Origin of the sequence: Micromonospora sp. S4605 (genome assembly GCF_003176715.1) — a bacterium.
GTDB lineage: Bacteria > Actinomycetota > Actinomycetes > Mycobacteriales > Micromonosporaceae > Micromonospora > Micromonospora echinaurantiaca.
Map to the genome: position 1 here is coordinate 1 of NZ_QGSW01000209.1, position 14,748 is coordinate 14,748.

At 71.3% G+C, this 14,748-nt stretch carries 15 protein-coding genes and 2 tRNA genes; 4 read left to right on the forward strand and 13 right to left on the reverse strand.

Going from position 1 to position 14,748, the window contains the following annotated elements; genetic code table 11:
• Positions 1-672 precede the first annotated feature (672 nt).
• Entirely contained in the window at positions 673-900 is a 228-nt protein-coding gene (locus DLJ47_RS17110) for a hypothetical protein (protein WP_109900973.1), read from the forward strand.
• A gap of 6 nt (positions 901-906) precedes the next feature.
• Here DLJ47_RS17110 and DLJ47_RS17115 read toward each other — a convergent pair whose 3' ends face one another.
• The 6 genes from DLJ47_RS17115 to DLJ47_RS17140 form a co-directional block, all read right to left on the reverse strand.
• Positions 907-1,704: a carbon-nitrogen hydrolase family protein gene (locus DLJ47_RS17115; protein WP_109900983.1), complete on the reverse strand. Its 798-nt coding sequence runs from the start codon at positions 1,702-1,704 to the stop codon at positions 907-909.
• Between the two features lie 109 nt (positions 1,705-1,813).
• Positions 1,814-3,109, reverse strand: a complete 1,296-nt coding sequence (clpX, locus tag DLJ47_RS17120) for an ATP-dependent Clp protease ATP-binding subunit ClpX (protein ID WP_109900974.1) — start codon at positions 3,107-3,109, stop codon at positions 1,814-1,816.
• Positions 3,110-3,315: 206 nt separating this feature from the next.
• The gene (locus tag DLJ47_RS17125; RefSeq protein ID WP_088992362.1) at positions 3,316-3,978 is read right to left on the reverse strand and encodes an ATP-dependent Clp protease proteolytic subunit; all 663 of its coding nucleotides are present in this window, start codon (positions 3,976-3,978) and stop codon (positions 3,316-3,318) included.
• Positions 3,979-3,988: 10 nt separating this feature from the next.
• A complete protein-coding gene (locus DLJ47_RS17130) occupies positions 3,989-4,630 on the reverse strand; it encodes an ATP-dependent Clp protease proteolytic subunit (protein ID WP_088992361.1) in 642 nt (213 codons plus the stop codon).
• Between the two features lie 173 nt (positions 4,631-4,803).
• Complete coding sequence (tig, locus tag DLJ47_RS17135) at positions 4,804-6,150, reverse strand: trigger factor (RefSeq protein WP_109900975.1); 1,347 nt, start codon at positions 6,148-6,150, stop codon at positions 4,804-4,806.
• Positions 6,151-6,288: 138 nt separating this feature from the next.
• A tRNA-Pro gene (locus DLJ47_RS17140) sits at positions 6,289-6,362 on the reverse strand.
• A gap of 293 nt (positions 6,363-6,655) precedes the next feature.
• On the opposite strand from DLJ47_RS17140, the gene DLJ47_RS17145 reads away from it, so the two are divergent.
• Positions 6,656-6,729, forward strand: a tRNA-Gly gene (locus tag DLJ47_RS17145).
• A gap of 181 nt (positions 6,730-6,910) precedes the next feature.
• Here the strand turns inward: DLJ47_RS17145 and DLJ47_RS17150 are convergent.
• The 6 genes from DLJ47_RS17150 to DLJ47_RS17175 form a co-directional block, all read right to left on the reverse strand.
• Positions 6,911-7,852 carry an aminoglycoside phosphotransferase family protein gene (locus DLJ47_RS17150; protein ID WP_109900976.1) on the reverse strand — a complete coding sequence of 314 codons (942 nt, stop codon included), beginning with the start codon at positions 7,850-7,852 and terminating at the stop codon, positions 6,911-6,913.
• Positions 7,853-8,220: 368 nt separating this feature from the next.
• The gene (locus DLJ47_RS17155) at positions 8,221-8,811 is read right to left on the reverse strand and encodes a hypothetical protein (protein ID WP_146228109.1); all 591 of its coding nucleotides are present in this window, start codon (positions 8,809-8,811) and stop codon (positions 8,221-8,223) included.
• Positions 8,812-8,822: 11 nt separating this feature from the next.
• Positions 8,823-9,698: an ATP-binding cassette domain-containing protein gene (locus DLJ47_RS17160; protein ID WP_109900978.1), complete on the reverse strand. Its 876-nt coding sequence runs from the start codon at positions 9,696-9,698 to the stop codon at positions 8,823-8,825.
• Positions 9,695-10,384, reverse strand: coding sequence for a hypothetical protein (locus DLJ47_RS17165; protein WP_109900979.1), 690 nt, complete (start codon positions 10,382-10,384; stop codon positions 9,695-9,697). The genes DLJ47_RS17160 and DLJ47_RS17165 overlap by 4 nt, the downstream gene beginning before the upstream one ends.
• Complete coding sequence (locus DLJ47_RS17170) at positions 10,381-11,208, reverse strand: ABC transporter ATP-binding protein (RefSeq protein ID WP_109900980.1); 828 nt, start codon at positions 11,206-11,208, stop codon at positions 10,381-10,383. Before DLJ47_RS17170 ends, DLJ47_RS17165 begins: the two co-directional genes overlap by 4 nt.
• A complete protein-coding gene (locus DLJ47_RS17175) occupies positions 11,205-11,543 on the reverse strand; it encodes a PadR family transcriptional regulator (RefSeq protein ID WP_109900981.1) in 339 nt (112 codons plus the stop codon). The genes DLJ47_RS17170 and DLJ47_RS17175 overlap by 4 nt, the downstream gene beginning before the upstream one ends.
• Before the next feature lie 116 nt (positions 11,544-11,659).
• On the opposite strand from DLJ47_RS17175, the gene DLJ47_RS17180 reads away from it, so the two are divergent.
• A complete protein-coding gene (locus tag DLJ47_RS17180) occupies positions 11,660-12,484 on the forward strand; it encodes an HAD family hydrolase (RefSeq protein ID WP_158289831.1) in 825 nt (274 codons plus the stop codon).
• A 63-nt stretch (positions 12,485-12,547) separates the two neighbouring features.
• Here DLJ47_RS17180 and DLJ47_RS17185 read toward each other — a convergent pair whose 3' ends face one another.
• Complete coding sequence (locus tag DLJ47_RS17185; protein ID WP_088992351.1) at positions 12,548-13,345, reverse strand: S1 family peptidase; 798 nt, start codon at positions 13,343-13,345, stop codon at positions 12,548-12,550.
• A 220-nt stretch (positions 13,346-13,565) separates the two neighbouring features.
• Here DLJ47_RS17185 and DLJ47_RS17190 point away from each other — a divergent pair.
• On the forward strand, positions 13,566-14,748 hold a 1,183-nt coding region (locus DLJ47_RS17190; protein ID WP_146228110.1), incomplete at its 3' end, for an Hsp70 family protein.

Below are 14,748 nucleotides of genomic sequence, written 5' to 3' on the forward strand. Positions count from 1 at the left end.
TTGCCAAAGGAATCCCAACCAACCAACCCCCCCGAAGAAGAGTCAGCCAGTCCGGGGTATAAATCAAATTGGCACTGGCTTATCAAGCACCCTGTTGAGTTCTCAAAGAACAACCACACACCATCCGAAATCCCACTATTTGGGACCCGTCTGGGGCAACCTCTCAAACCTACCCGGCCCGTTCCGCACCGTCAACCTCGGGTCTGAGGTGATCAGCTTGGTTCGTTCCGGACCCACGTCGACGCACGCCGTTTCCGGCGGTCGTTTCTGTCGTGGGAAGCCGCAGACCGGCCGATCGCCGCTTCGCGGCCATCCGCCCGGCTCCTGCCGGCTTCAGAACTCTACCCGGTCGGTTTCGCGATCGCAACCCCGTTTTCGCTGGAGTCACCCGCACCGCCCGATCTCAGTCTCGCTCGGCGTCTCCGCCACGAGCCTGGCGCCCGCTCTCGGCCGGTTTGTCCGGCCTCCCGCGTGCAGAGAGAAAGTTACGCGGGCGGTCCGCAGAAGGCAAATCAGCCCTCGTTGATGCCTTGGCTCGGGCGGGTCGGCGTAGCGCCAACCAGGTACCCGCGAGCCGCCGCGGCCGGGTTCCCGCGCGGATCGCGACCGCCGGCCAGATGTTCGCACCGCCACGGCAACCGTGAGGGGCCGCGACGTGCCAGAGTGTCTGGCATGGATGACGTGTCGGGGCCCCCGGCGGCGGTGCTCGCCGCGGACGCGCTGCTCGGCCTGCTGCTGCCGTTCTGGCAGTTGGTCATCGGCGCCTTCGTGCTCTTCGTCGTCCTGGTCTCGGTCGCCCGGCTCGCGCGGCGCGGGCCGTCCCGGATGAGCACCGCCCTACTCGTCACGGCGGCGGCGATCGCCGGCTTCGCGCTGGTGGGCGTACTGCTGCAGGAGTGAGGGCGGTCAGAGCCGACGGTTGGCCAGGCTCGGCAGTTCGGCGCGGATGGTCCGCAGCCGCTCCAGGTCGAGATCCGCGACGGCGAAGCCGGAGCCGTCCGGCACCTGGCTGAGCACCGTCCCCCAGGGGTCGATCACCATGCTGCGGCCGAAGCAGGTGCGGCCCGGCTCGTGGTCGCCGGTCTGGCCGGCGGCGGCGACGAAACACTGGTTCTCGATGGCCCGGGCCCGCAGCAGCACCTCCCAGTGGTCCCGCCCGGTGTGCATCATGAACGCCGCTGGCACCACCAGCAGCTGTGCCCCGCCCTCGGTGGCGAGTTGCCGGTACAGCTCGGGGAAGCGCAGGTCGTAGCAGATCGACAGCCCCACCCGGAGCCCTTCGACGTCGACCACCACCGGCTGGTCGCCCGGCGCCACGGTGGCCGACTCGAGGTACGAGACCCGGCCGGGGATCTCCACGTCGTACAGGTGGATCTTGCGGTAGCTGGCGGCGAGCGCGCCGGAGCGGTCGAACACCAGGGAGGTGTTCCAGGTGTGCGCCGGGTCGGGGCCGGCCTCGTGGAAGGAGCCGGCGATCAGCCAGATCCCCAGCCGCCGGGCCACGTCGGCGAAGAAGGAACCGACCTCGCCGTCGACCGGTTCCGGCTCGGGCAGCCCAGCGGCCGGGCCCAGGTAGTCGACGTACTCGGGCAGGATCGTCAGGTCCGCGCCGGCGGCCGCCGCGCGCTCCACCAGGGCCGCCGCGGCGGCGAGGTTGGCCTTCCGGTCGTCGCGGGCGTTGAGCTGGCAGACGGCGACACGCATGGCCTTCAGCGTACGGGCGGAAGCGCCGCCGCGACAGCGTCGGCTGGCGCGGGACGGGCCGTCGGCGACGCCCTCCATTGGACCGCGGGCGTCGTCGGCGACCGGTGGATCAGGCGGACTTCTCCTCGCGGTCCCGCCGGGCGCGCCGGCCGGTGAACTCGCGCGGGACGATGGTCGGGTTGACGTTCTCCAGGACGACCTCGCGGGTGATCAGCACCCGGGCCGCGTCCGGGTTGCTCGGCACCTCGTACATCGTGGAGAGCAGGACCTCCTCGATGATGGCCCGCAGCCCCCGGGCGCCCGTCCCCCGCAGCATGGCCTGGTCGGCGATCGCCTCCAGCGCCGGCTGGTCGAACTCCAGCTCGACCCCGTCCAGCTCGAAGAGGCGCTGGTACTGCCGGACCAGGGCGTTGCGCGGCTCGGTGAGGATCCGCACCAGCGCCTGCCGGTCGAGGCTGCGCACGTTGGTGATCACCGGGAGCCGGCCGACGAACTCGGGGATCAGGCCGAACTTCAGCATGTCCTCCGGCATGACCTGGCCGAAGATGTCGTCGGTCGACCGCTCGGAGACCGACCGGAGGCGCGCGCCGAAGCCGGTGCCGCCCTGACCGGTGCGGGCCTCGATGATCTGGTCGAGGCCGGCGAACGCGCCACCGCAGATGAACAGCACGTTGGTGGTGTCGATCTGGATGAACTCCTGGTGCGGGTGCTTACGGCCACCCTGCGGCGGCACGTTGGCCACCGTGCCTTCCAGGATCTTCAGCAGCGCCTGCTGGACGCCCTCGCCGGAGACGTCGCGGGTGATCGACGGATTCTCCGACTTGCGGGCGATCTTGTCGACCTCGTCGATGTAGATGATGCCGGTCTCGGCGCGCTTGATGTCGTAGTCGGCGGCCTGGATCAGCTTGAGGAGGATGTTCTCCACGTCCTCGCCGACGTAGCCGGCCTCGGTGAGCGCGGTGGCGTCGGCGATGGCGAACGGCACGTTCAGCATCCGCGCCAGGGTCTGCGCCAGGTGGGTCTTGCCGCAGCCGGTCGGACCGATCAGCAGGATGTTGGACTTGGCCAGCTCGACGGCGTCGCTGCCGGAGCCCGGCGCGCCGGCCGCCTCGGCCTGGATCCGCTTGTAGTGGTTGTAGACCGCGACGGAGAGCGCCTTCTTGGCCTGGTCCTGCCCGACGACGTAGTTGTCGAGGAACTGGCAGATCTCCATCGGCTTGGGAAGCTCTTCCCACTTCACCTCGCCGGACTCGGCCAGCTCCTCTTCGATGATCTCGTTACAGAGATCGATGCACTCGTCGCAGATGTAGACCCCGGGGCCCGCGATGAGCTTCTTGACCTGCTTCTGCGACTTGCCACAGAAGGAGCACTTCAGTAGGTCGCCGCCGTCACCGATCCGTGCCACCTACGTTCTCCCTGCACTCATCGGCCGGAACCCCGGCCCTGACCTGCGGACGCTGTGCTCCGTCCGTCTCCTTCACCCCGCCGGATCCACCGGCGAAGCGGCACAGACCCGACGTTACCCGCTGGCGGGGCTTTCTCCGACCCCCAAAACGGGTGTGTCAGAGGTCGGCCGGGAGCGAACCCGGCCGACCTCCGACCCGGTACCGGTCAGCTGGCGGCGTTCGCGGCCAGCAGCCCCTTCTTGCGACTGGTCAGGATCGTGTCGACCAGCCCGTACTCGCGGGACTCCTCGGCCGTCATGATCTTGTCACGGTCGATGTCCTTTCGGACCTTCTCGATCGGCTGGTTGCAGTGCCGGGAGAGCATCTCCTCCAGCTGGGTCCGCATCCGCAGGATCTCCCGGGCCTGGATCTCGATGTCCGAGCCCTGCCCGTAGCCACCCTCGGTGGCCGGCTGGTGGATGATGATCCGGGAGTTCGGCAGCGCCATCCGCTTGCCCGGGGTGCCCGCGGAGAGCAGCACCGCCGCCGCGCTGGCGGCCTGGCCCAGGCAGACCGTCTGGATGTCCGGCCGGACGTACTGCATGGTGTCGTAGATCGCCGTCATGGCGGTGAACGAGCCACCCGGCGAGTTGATGTACATGATGATGTCGCGGTCCGGGTCGGTGCCCTCGAGCGTCAGCAGCTGCGCCATCACGTCGTTGGCCGACGCGTCGTCGACCTGGACGCCGAGGAAGATGATCCGGTCCTCGAAGAGCTTGTTGTACGGGTTCGACTCCTTGACCCCGTACGACGTGCGCTCGACGAACGACGGCAGGACGTAGCGGTTGTGCACGGCCGCGAACTGGGGCGGCAGGCTCAGATCGGTCATCGTCAGCTCCTCAGCTCAGGGTCCCGGCGCCATCCGGAACCTGGGCGGCCCCGATGATCACCTTGTCGATGAAGCCGTAGTCCATGGCCTCCTGGGCGGTGAACCAGCGGTCGCGGTCCGAATCCGCCTCGATCTGCGCCTGGCTCTGGCCGGTGTGGTGCGCGACCCGCTCCTGGAACATCCGCTTGGTGTAGAGCATCTGCTCCGCCTGGATGGCGATGTCGGACGCGGTGCCGCCCAGGCCGCCGGAGGGCTGGTGCATCATGATCCGCGCGTGCGGCAGGGCGTAGCGCTTGCCCTTGGTGCCGGCGCAGAGCAGCAGCTGGCCCATGGAGGCCGCCATGCCCATGGCGACGGTCGACACGTCGTTGTCGATGAACTGCATGGTGTCGTAGATCGCCATGCCGGAGTAGACCGAGCCACCCGGCGAGTTGATCCAGAGGTTGATGTCGCGGTCCGGGTCCTCCGCGGCGAGCAGCAGCAGCTGCGCGCAGATGCGGTTGGCGACCTGGTCGGTCACCTCACTGCCCAGGAAGATGATCCGCTCCTTGAGCAACCGGTTGTAGACCGAGTCGTCGAGGTTGCCAATGTTGTCGCCACCGCGGGCCTCGATCGCCCGGAGCGGCTTCGCTGGGATGTGCATGTCGGTCATGGCAGCCCTTCGCTCTCCGTACCGTCCTACCCGACACTAACCGCTCGGCCGGGCCGCAGAGTCCCGGTCGGGGCACTGTTCGCTCTCAGCGCAGCTGCGCCGAATGCGTACCCCGAAAAGGGTTTCGGCCGCCGTCCACCGCGAGCGGCGGACGGCGGCCTCCGCCTTGTCGATCAGTGCTCGTGGTCGTGCTCGGCCTCGTTCGCGGCGCGCAGCGCGTCGAGCGTGACCTCGTTGCCGGCGCTGTCGGTGATCTTGATCCGCTCCATGACCGAGGCCAGCGCCTTGCCGCGCCGGACGTCGCCGAAGACCGCGCCGGCCGCGCCGGAGCGGACCAGCTGGTCGTAGTACTGCTGCGGAGCCATCCCGGCGCGCTGGGCCCGGTGCACGATCTCGTGGCCGAACTCGTCGTCGGAGACCTGGACGTCCTCGGCGTCGGCGAGGGTGTCCAGCAGCAGCTGGATCTTGACGCCCTGGGTCGCCGCCTCGGTGAGCTCGGTGTCGATCTGCTCCTCGGTCTTCTCCTCGGCCGCGAGGTACTCCTCCAGCGAGGCGCCGATCCGCTCGAGCTGGTCGACCATCGCCTGCTTGCGGCTGTCGACCTCCTCGCGGACGACCCCCTCCGGCGCCGGCACGTCGGCGGCCTCGACCAGCTGCTCGAGGGCCTTGTCCCGGGCGGCGTAGATCTGCTCGACCCGCTTGCCCCGGCTGACCCGCTCGCGCAGGTCGTCGCGGAGCTCCTGCATGGTGTCGAACTCGCTCGCCATCTGGGCGAACTCGTCGTTGAGCTCCGGCAGCTCCTTCTCCTTGACGGTGCGCACGGTCACCGCCACCTCAGCGTCGCGGCCGGCGAAGTCGCCGCCGACGAGCTGGGTCGTGAAGGTGGTGCTCTCGCCGGCGGCGAGGCCGACGACGGCCTCGTCCAGGCCCGGCAGCAGCTGCTTGCTGCCCACCTCGTGGGAGATGTTGCTCGCCGAACCGCCCGGCACGTCCTCGCCGTCGACGGTCGCGTTCAGGTCGATCTGGACGTAGTCGCCCTCCTGGGCGGCCCGCTCGACGGTCTTGAGGGTGGCGAACCGCTCGCGCAGGTTCTTCACCTGCTCCTCGATCTCGCTGTCGTCGATCTGCAGCTCGTCGACGGTCACCTCGACGGTGGACAGGTCCGGCAGGGTGATCTCCGGCCGGACGTCGACCTCGGCGGTGAAGTTCAGCGAGTCACCGTCGTTGAACTCGGTGATCTCGACCTCGGGGCGACCGAGGGTCTTCAGGTCGTGCTCGCGGACCGCGGCGAGGATGTTCTGCGGGATGGCCTCCTGCACCGCCTCGTTCAGGACGGTGCCCCGGCCCACCCGCTGGTCGATCACGGCGGCCGGCACCTTGCCACGGCGGAAGCCGGGAACCTGGACCTGCTGGCCGATCTCCCGGTACGCCTTCTTGAGGCTCGGCTCGAGCTCGACGAACGGCACCTCGATGGCGAGCCGCACGCGCGTCGGGCTCAGAGTCTCGACGGTGCTCTTCACAGGCGTACTCCTTGACGGATCTCGGTTTGAGTCTGGGCGCAATTGGCCCATCGAGTGTAGGCGAGCCGGCCCGGCACGCCGGCAGCGCCCGGGCACCGCACGAACGGCGGGCCCGGTGACACCGGCCGCGGACGACAGTCGGGGTGGCGGGATTTGAACCCACGGCCCCTCGCTCCCAAAGCGAGTGCGCTACCAAGCTGCGCCACACCCCGTGGCGACGAGAAGTGTATGCCGTCGTGCCCCACCGGACGTGTCGGGTCCTCCCCCAACCCGCCGAACGCATACCAACCGGACACCCGGCTCGCGTCTCCCCCGGGCCGCCGCGCTACCCCCGAGCGCGGGGCGAGGCGACTACTGCACGGAAAGGGTGGCCTCCCGTTGCGCGGAGGCCACCCTTTCCGTGCAGTAGTGCGGATCTTGGCGACCGACGCGCCCGGCACACGGCTGCGCGTCCGGGGAGGGGATTGGGTACGCTGTCGGCGCGCCCCGTGCTGTCGGGGCGTACGCGGGCGTAGCTCAATGGCAGAGCTTCAGTCTTCCAAACTGACGGTGCGGGTTCGATTCCCGTCGCCCGCTCCACGCACGAAGGCCCAGGTAAGCCGCATGATCGCGGCACCTGGGCCAGCCCGCCTCTCCCCCACGTTCGCCCTCGCGTGCCATCCGCGTGCCATTCACCGGCGGCGTCGGCTCTCCCCGGCCCGTCGTGGTGGCCGTCCTTTCGGTCCGGAGTTGGAGCGGTTGGCCGCTCATCACTACATGATCAGGGCTGGTACTGCTGCCGCCGGGTGTCCGCCACATATTCGGCGAAGATCTCATCGAGGACGCGCCACGCGGTCGCGGCCTGTTCGTCGGCCCTGCCCACGGTGCGGGCACAGGCGGTGAGCGTCTTCCAGAGGGCCCAGCCGCGCCCGCGCGCCCACGTCGCCCCGTCGACGGACAGCCGCTCCCGGAACGCCTGCCGCCCCTCCGCCGTCAACAGGGTCCAGGCAACCGCCAGGTCACAGGCCGGATCACCGACGCCGCACGTCCCGAAGTCGATGACCGCGGCCAGCTTCCCCTCGTTGAGCAGGAGATTTCCCTGGGCGACGTCACCGTGGAACCAGGTCGGCGTTCCGTCCCAGGCTGCATCGAGTGCGCTCGTCCAGATGGCGCGGGCCAGATCGACGTCGACGTGACCGTCCAGCGCCGCGAGCGAGCGCCGGGCTTCGCCGCCGTAGGTGCGCAGCGTGCCGCCCCGGAACCAGTTGTGCAGCCCGGGCAGGGGGCCGCCGGTGGGATCGACCCGCTGCAACGCCGCCAGGAACTCGGCCAGGTCGCTGGCGAAACGGACGGGGTCGGCGATGCGGTCCGCGCTCGTCGGCTGGCCGTCGAGCCAGGAGTAGATCGACCACGCGTAGGGGTAGCCCGCGCCGGGCTTCCCTTTCGCCAACGGGACGGGGATGGGCAGCGGGAGCCGGGGGGCGAGTTCCGGCAGCCAGCGGTGCTCCTTCTCGACCGCCAAGGCGTACTCGGCGGCGCTGGGCAGCCGCACCGACATGTCGGAGCCGAGGTGGAAGGTCCAGTTGTCCCAGCCGCCATCGGCCACCGGCTGAATCGGGAGGTCGGCCCACTGCGGGAACTGGCCGGCGACGAGCCGACGCACCAGTTCCGCATCGACGGCGATGCGCTGGGGCACGGGACCGAGATGCGGTGTGTCACTCACCGAGACGTCCCCGTCTGATGAGGGCTATCCAGCGTGTCGCAACGGGTCACGCCAGGGAAGGTACCGGTCAGCGCAAGCGCATTCAGCGAACGAGCGGCCTGCCAGCCACGTGCAGTAGCCCAGGTTCCGAGGAGGCACGAGCGGGCACGAGCCGCATCCGCTGTATCAGCTCCCGGTACTCGGCCGGATGCACCCGCACGGCGCCACGGCGGCCCCGATGACGCGATCAGTCAGCGGCCGAGGGCTCGCACTTCTCGATCCGCTCCGCTGTCGGCCTGCCGTCCGATGGTCGGCCGCTGACGGCCCCGCCCTGCTGGGGCGTCACCCGTCCGGGGAGGCCGGACGGTCCACGACTGCCCCGGCCGTGGTCAGTCGCTCGGCAGGTCGCGGCGGACGGCGATGACCGCCGCCACGCCTGCCAGGACGGTCCAGGCAGCGGCGACAAGGAGGCTCCGGTGGTCGCCGGCGCCGGCGCCCAGGAAGGAGGAGAACGGCAGCGGCACCTCGAACCTGCCGATCAGGCCCTCGACGAAGACGAACCATCCGGCGTAGCCGAGGAACAGCCAGGTGGGCCGACGGACGATCGCCGCGTTGGCGGCAGCGAACCCGGCGACGATCGGCACGACGGTCAGGATGGCCTGGTAGCGGGACGCCTCACCCCTGGCGACCACCGTGACGCCGCTGATCGCCGCGAAGCCCGTCGCCACGATCACGCTGGTGACGACCTGGCCGAGCAGGACCAGCGCCCGTCGGGGTCGGGCCAGGTACAGCAGGACGGCGGTACGGTGTTGATGGTGCTGGGCCACGATCATGACGGCGAGCCCGAACGCGCCCATCCCGGCCAGCAGTGCCCAGGCGTCGATGTTCAAAGCGCCGAACAGCATGCCCAGCACGCCGAACACGACGATGGAGACCCGGCTGGACCGGATCGTCGCAGCTCGATAGAGCTCGCTGCTCATCAGTGCGATCATCAGCCGGCCGCCAGATCGAGGAAGATCTGTTCGAGGTTCGGCGTGTCGACGGTCAACTCGTGCAGCGGCACCCCCGCGTTGAAGGCGATGTCACCCGCGTCCTCGGGGGACAGTCCCACCACCTCCAGGGTGTGTCCGTCGGTGGTGACCCGAGCTCCGAAACTCTCGAACGCCTGCCAGAGACGTCGGGGGTCGCGCCCCCGGATTCGCAGTCGGTGACCCGCGGTCCCGTACAGGCTGGCCAGCGGCGCCGCACATCTGATCTTCCCCTTGGTGATGATGACGACGTCGTCGATGAGCTGCGCCAACTCGGACAGCAGATGACTGGAGATCAGTACCGTTCCGCCCTGGCGGGCATGGTCCCGCAGCAGTCGGCGAAGCCACGCGATGCCCTCCGGGTCGAGCCCGTTCGCCGGCTCGTCGAGCACCAGCACCGGTGGGTCACCCAGCAGTGCCGTTGCCACCGCCAGGCGCTGACGCATGCCCAGCGAGTAGTCGCCACTGCGCTGGTCCGCGGCATGCGCCAGCCCGACGTGGTCGAGCAGTTCGTCGGCGCGCGAACGGCGCACACCGGCCGCGATGGCCTGTGCGACCAGGTGCGCGCGCCCGGTCTGCCCCGGGTGGCTGAGGCCCTGTTCGAGGACCGCACCGACCTGTGCCGGTGGGTTCCCGAGGTCGTGGAACCTCCTGTTGTTGATCAACGCCGCGCCGGAGGTCGGTCGGGTCAGACCGAGCAGCATCCGCAGCGTCGTCGTCTTGCCCGCGCCGTTGAGCCCGAGGAACCCGGTCACCCTGCCGGGTCTGGCCGAGAAGCTCACACTGTCCACGGCGCGGACCTCGCCGTACTGCTTGGTGAGCTCGACGGCCTGGATCACGGCTGGACGAACCGCAGGTGCCGGCGTTGGCGCAGCCGGACCGCGGCGGCCACGGCGACCAGCACGGTGAGCGCGACCGCGAACGTGAGCCCCTGGGTCAGCCCCCGGGCGAGGTAGCCGCCGTCGGTGTGGTCGATGGCGTACGTGCCGATCTCGCGGCTGAACCAGAACGGCAGCGCCCGGGTGGCGGTGTCGGCCGGGTCCATCACCATCTGCAGGCCGACGATCGTCAGCAGCACCAGCGTGCCCTCCAGCTCGCGGGGCAGGGCCGCGCTGAGCAGCAGGCCGAACGGGGTGGCGACGGCCACCGTCAACGCCATGATGAGGGCGATCGCGCCGTACCGGACGTCGTGCTGGTCGACCAGGATCAGCACGAAGTACGGCGCGGACAGCAGCACACCGACCGTCCACAGGGCGAGCAACCGCCCGAGCACCAGGTGCAGGCTGCCGTAGCCGGACAGCCGCAGCCGGGGCTCCATCCCGCGCGCCGCGCTGCCGGCGAAGAGCGCGGCGGTGCTCAACGCCCAGCCCAGCCCGAGACAGACGAACCGGATCGACTGGCCGAGGTGATCGCCGCGACGGCTGAGGTAGAAGGCCAGCGGCAACAGCAGCAGGATGAGCAGCACGGAACGGCGGCGCAGCAGTTCGCGCAGCGCGCTCTCGGCCACCACGAGGATCTTGGTCATGCGCGGGGCTCCCGGGCGGCGGTCAGGTCGAGCACGATGTCGACGCGGTCCAGCTGGTTGAGCAGGTGGGTAACGACCACGATCGCCTTGCCGGCGTCGCGCCACCGCCACACCTCGTGCCAGAAGTCGAGATAGGTCCCCCGGTCGAAACCCTGGTAGGGCTCATCGAGCAGCAGCACGTCCGGTTCACCGAGCTGGGCCAGCACCAGGTTCAGCTTCTGGCGCGTACCGCCGGAAAGGTGCCGCGCCTGGGTGCCGGCCGGCGGCGCCCAGTCCAGCACGGCGGCGCCGGCCCGGCCGGCCCGTCGGGCGGCGGCCCGGTTCAGGCCACGGCCCGCACCGACCAGCACGAAGTGCTCGTCCGGGTCGAGGAACTCGGCGGTGCCACCGTCCTGCGGGCAGTAGCCGAGCGTGCCGTGCAACCGCACCGTGCCGGCGTCCGGGCTGAGCAGGCCGGCGCAGATCCGCAGGAAGGTGCTCTTGCCGGCCCCGTTGGCACCGACCACCGCGGCGATCTCGCCCGCCCGGACGGTGAGGTCGACCCGGTCCAGGACGGTCCGGCCCCGGTAGCGCTTACTGATGCCCTGGGCCGCGAGCCGGACCGGGCCCGGCTGCCGGCGGGGCGGACGCTGATCGGGGCCGCCGAGGCTGTCCGCGACCGCCCGGGCGTACACGTCGGGCGGCCCGAAGACCCGCAGCGGCGGTTCCCCGCTCTCGCGCAGGTGGGTGGCGGCCTCGGCGACGACGTGGCCGGCCAGGTCGGGCCCGACGCCGTGCCGGCGCAGCTCGCCGGTGAGGGCGGCAAGCCAGGCGTTGTGGTTCACCGGTTCGGCTCCTCGTGCAGAATCGTGCCGACGCTCGCGGCGAAGGCGGTCCAGTCGATGGCGGCCGTACGCAACGCCACGCTGCCGGCCGGGCTGATCCGGTAGTACTTGCGGGCCGGGCCGGTCTCGCCCTCCCGCCAGTGCGCGGTGAGCAGGCCCGAGCGCTGCAACCGCAGCAGCACCGGGTAGAGCGTGCCGCCCTGCACGGCGCCGAGCCCGCTGGCCTTCAGCGCCTGCGACAGCTCGTAGCCGTAGGACTCCCCCCGGCTGAGCAGCCCGAGGACGCAGAGGTCGAGCACCCCGCGCAGCCACTGCGCCCGCCGTTCCTGGTTCATCCGGCGCCGCCCCGACCTGCTGGAAAGATCACGCCGACAACTTAGCGCCGCTATCTAGCTAGCGCAACAACCTAGCTTGCCGACGCGACCGCCGACGGCATGGCAGGATCCGTCCGGTGGGCGGACTACGTGACGTACGAGCCGTGGTCACCGATCTGGACGGCACCATCATCCGGGCCGACGGTACGGCGAGCGAGGCGACAGTGGCGGCCTGCCAGGCACTGCGGGCGGCCGGGATTCCGCTGGTCGCGGCCACCGCCCGGACCCCGGCGGGGATCCGCGCGCTGGGCGGCCTCGCCCCGCTGATCTCCATCGCCGTCTGCTGCACCGGCGCGATCGGCTACGACCCGGCCGCCGACCGGTACCTCTGGCGGGAACGGATGCCGCGCGAGACCCTCGCCACGCTGCTCGACCGCCTCTCCGCACAGTTGCCGGAGGCGGAGGTGGCGGTCTACGACGGTCGGGCCTGGTTCATGACCGCTGCCTACCGCGCCGTCCGGGGCGCCGACCACTTCGGACCGCGAGCGGTGGTGGAGCGGCGGTGGCTGCCCCGGGTCGACGCGTGCGTGGCGGCCGTGTGCCATCCCGATCTCGGTCCGCCCGCGCTGATCGCCGCGCTCTCCGCCGTCGGCGCCACGCCGGTCGCCGCGAGCTTCGGCCAGGCCGGCCATCGGGTCGTCGAGGTGGCGCCGGCCGGCATCGACAAGGCCAGCGGAGTGCGGCGTGCCCTCGCCGCGCTGGACGTACCGCCCGAGTGCGCCGTCGCGTTCGGCGACATGCCGATCGACCTGCCGATGTTCGCCGCAGTCGGGCTCGGGGTCGCGATGGCCGACGCGCACCCGGAGGTGCTGACCGCCGCGGGCGACAGCACCGGCAGCGTCGACGAGGACGGATTCGCCGCCTGGCTGCGCCGGGAGCGGGTGATCGGCGCGGAGGCCTGACCCCGGACCGGCACGCCGGTGGCCCGGCCGCCGGACCCGGCCGGGCCACCGACGACCGTACGGTCAGCCGCCGAGACTGGCGGCGGCCGACGCGATGGCCGAGGCGAAGGTGCTCACCTGGGTGTAGACGCCGGGGTAGTTGGGCCGGGCGCAGCCGTAGCCCCAGCTGACGATGCCGACCTGGATCCACGCGTTGGTGGCGTCCCGGCGGAACATCGGGCCGCCGGAGTCACCCTGGCAGGTGTCCACACCGCCGCTGGCGTAGCCGGCGCAGATCTCCTCGCTCGGGATGATGTCGCCGCCGTAGTAGTTGTCGCAGGTGGTGTCGTCGACGAAGGGGACGGTCGCCTTCAGCAGGTAGCGCTGCTGCGGGCCGCCCTCCCGGGCCGCGCCCCAGCCGGCGACGGTGAAGGTGCCGTTGTCGTACGCCGTGGTGTTGGCGATCTTGAGCGTGCTGAGCGAGGTGACCGGGGTGGCGAGCCGGATCAGCGCCCAGTCCTTGCCGGCGCCGTTGTAGCCCGGCGCCCGGTAGACGTAGTTGGACCGGACCTGGATCCGGCTCGACGACTGGAGGTCCACCACGCCGAGGGTGGCGGTGATGCTGGTGTTGGTACCGGTGCGACCGACGCAGTGCGCCGCGGTGAGCACCAGCCGCGGGCTGTAGAGCGACCCGCCGCAGCCCATCGAGAGCCGGACCATGAACGGGAACTCGCCCTGCGCGGCCCGGGTCCCGCCGACGACGTACGGGGTCATGCCGTCGTCCGGCGCCGCGTTGGCCGGCACGGCCGCCACGAACGTTCCGGCGGTGACCACCGCCAACACGGCCGCCATCCGGCCGACGAGTCTGCGCCAACGCACCATGGGTCCCTCCAAGCCTCGACGGCGCGGCTCGTGACCACGCCGTAGCTGTGATGGCGGGAGCGTACGCAACTCAATCGATAGATGGCAATGTATGGATTCCATCCCGGCTCGGTCATACGACGGACCGGCGCGCCGGGCCGACCGGCCGCCCCGGTGGCGGCGCGGGCTGCGTACCATGCGGGACCGGGCATCCCCTCGTCCCGCGCGGAGGTATCGGCAGATGGCAGGCCAGCACGAGGGGTACGCCCTCGGCGTCGACCTGGGCACGTCGAACACGGTGGCGGTGCTCCGCCGCCCGGACGGGCAGACCCGCCCGCTGCTGCTGGACGGCCAGCCGATCATCCCCTCCGGCGTGTACGCCGACGCGGACGGGCTGCTGCACGCCGGCCGCGACGCCCAGCGACTGGCCCGCAGCGAGCCGGGCCGGTACGAGCCGCACCCGAAGCGACGGATCGACGAACCCGCGGTGGCCCTGGGCGACCGACGCTATCCGCCGGCGGAACTGCTGGCCGCCACCCTGCACGCGGTGGCCCGGGCCGCGGTCGAGGCGGTCGGCTTCCTGCCCCCGGCGGTGCTCACCTGCCCGGCGACCTGGGACGCACCGCGCCGCCAGGTGCTCAACGACGCGCTGGCGCTGGCCGGGTGGCCGTCCGCGGCCGAGCACACCATGTCCGGCCCCACCCCGCCCGGGACCCGGCTGCTGCGCGAACCGGTGGCCGCCGCCCGCTACTACACCCAGGTGCTGCGCCGGCCGGTGCCGGTCGGCGGCGCCGTCGCGGTCTTCGACTTCGGCGCCGGCACCCTGGACGTCGCCGTGCTGCGCAACGAGGGCGCCGACCCGTGGGGCGACTCGGGATTCACCGTGGTGGCCGCGGGCGGCGCCGCGGACCTCGGCGGCCTGGACGTGGACGCGGCCCTGTTCGACCGGCTCGGCGAACTGGTCGCGAGCGCGCATCCGGACCGCTGGGCGACGTTGACCCGGCCGGAGTCGACCACCCAGTGGCGGGACCGCCACCAGCTCTGGGAGAACGTCCGGGGCGCCAAGGAGATGCTCTCCCGGGCCACCGTCGCACCGGTCGCCGTACCGGGGGTGGACGCGGCGGTCCCGCTCACCCGGGACGACCTGGAGCGGGTGGCCACCCCGCTGCTGCGCCGGGGGGTGGCGGTCACCCGCGAGGTGCTCGACACGGCCGGCCTGCACCCGCAGCAGCTCGCCGGTCTCTTCCTGGTCGGCGGCGCCACCCGGACCCCGCTGGTGGCCCGGTTGCTGCACGCCGAACTCGGGGTGCCGCCGACGGTGCTGGAGCAACCGGAGCTGCCGGTGGCCGAGGGCGCGCTGACCGACCTGCCGCTGCCCCGCCCGGCCCGGGTGGCGGCCGGGTTCGGCGCGCCCGCGCTCGCCC

Excerpts from the sequence above, each read along its gene's own strand:
- DLJ47_RS17110 (WP_109900973.1), top strand. The coding sequence starts at position 673 with ATGGATGACGTGTCGGGGCCCCCGGCGGCGGTGCTCGCCGCGGACGCG.
- DLJ47_RS17115 (WP_109900983.1), bottom strand. The coding sequence starts at position 1,704 with ATGCGTGTCGCCGTCTGCCAGCTCAACGCCCGCGACGACCGGAAGGCC.
- DLJ47_RS17125 (WP_088992362.1), bottom strand. The coding sequence starts at position 3,978 with ATGACCGATCTGAGCCTGCCGCCCCAGTTCGCGGCCGTGCACAACCGC.
- DLJ47_RS17130 (WP_088992361.1), bottom strand. The coding sequence starts at position 4,630 with ATGACCGACATGCACATCCCAGCGAAGCCGCTCCGGGCGATCGAGGCC.
- DLJ47_RS17155 (WP_146228109.1), bottom strand. The coding sequence starts at position 8,811 with ATGAGCAGCGAGCTCTATCGAGCTGCGACGATCCGGTCCAGCCGGGTC.
- DLJ47_RS17165 (WP_109900979.1), bottom strand. The coding sequence starts at position 10,384 with ATGACCAAGATCCTCGTGGTGGCCGAGAGCGCGCTGCGCGAACTGCTG.
- DLJ47_RS17175 (WP_109900981.1), bottom strand. The coding sequence starts at position 11,543 with ATGAACCAGGAACGGCGGGCGCAGTGGCTGCGCGGGGTGCTCGACCTC.
- DLJ47_RS17185 (WP_088992351.1), bottom strand. The coding sequence starts at position 13,345 with ATGGTGCGTTGGCGCAGACTCGTCGGCCGGATGGCGGCCGTGTTGGCG.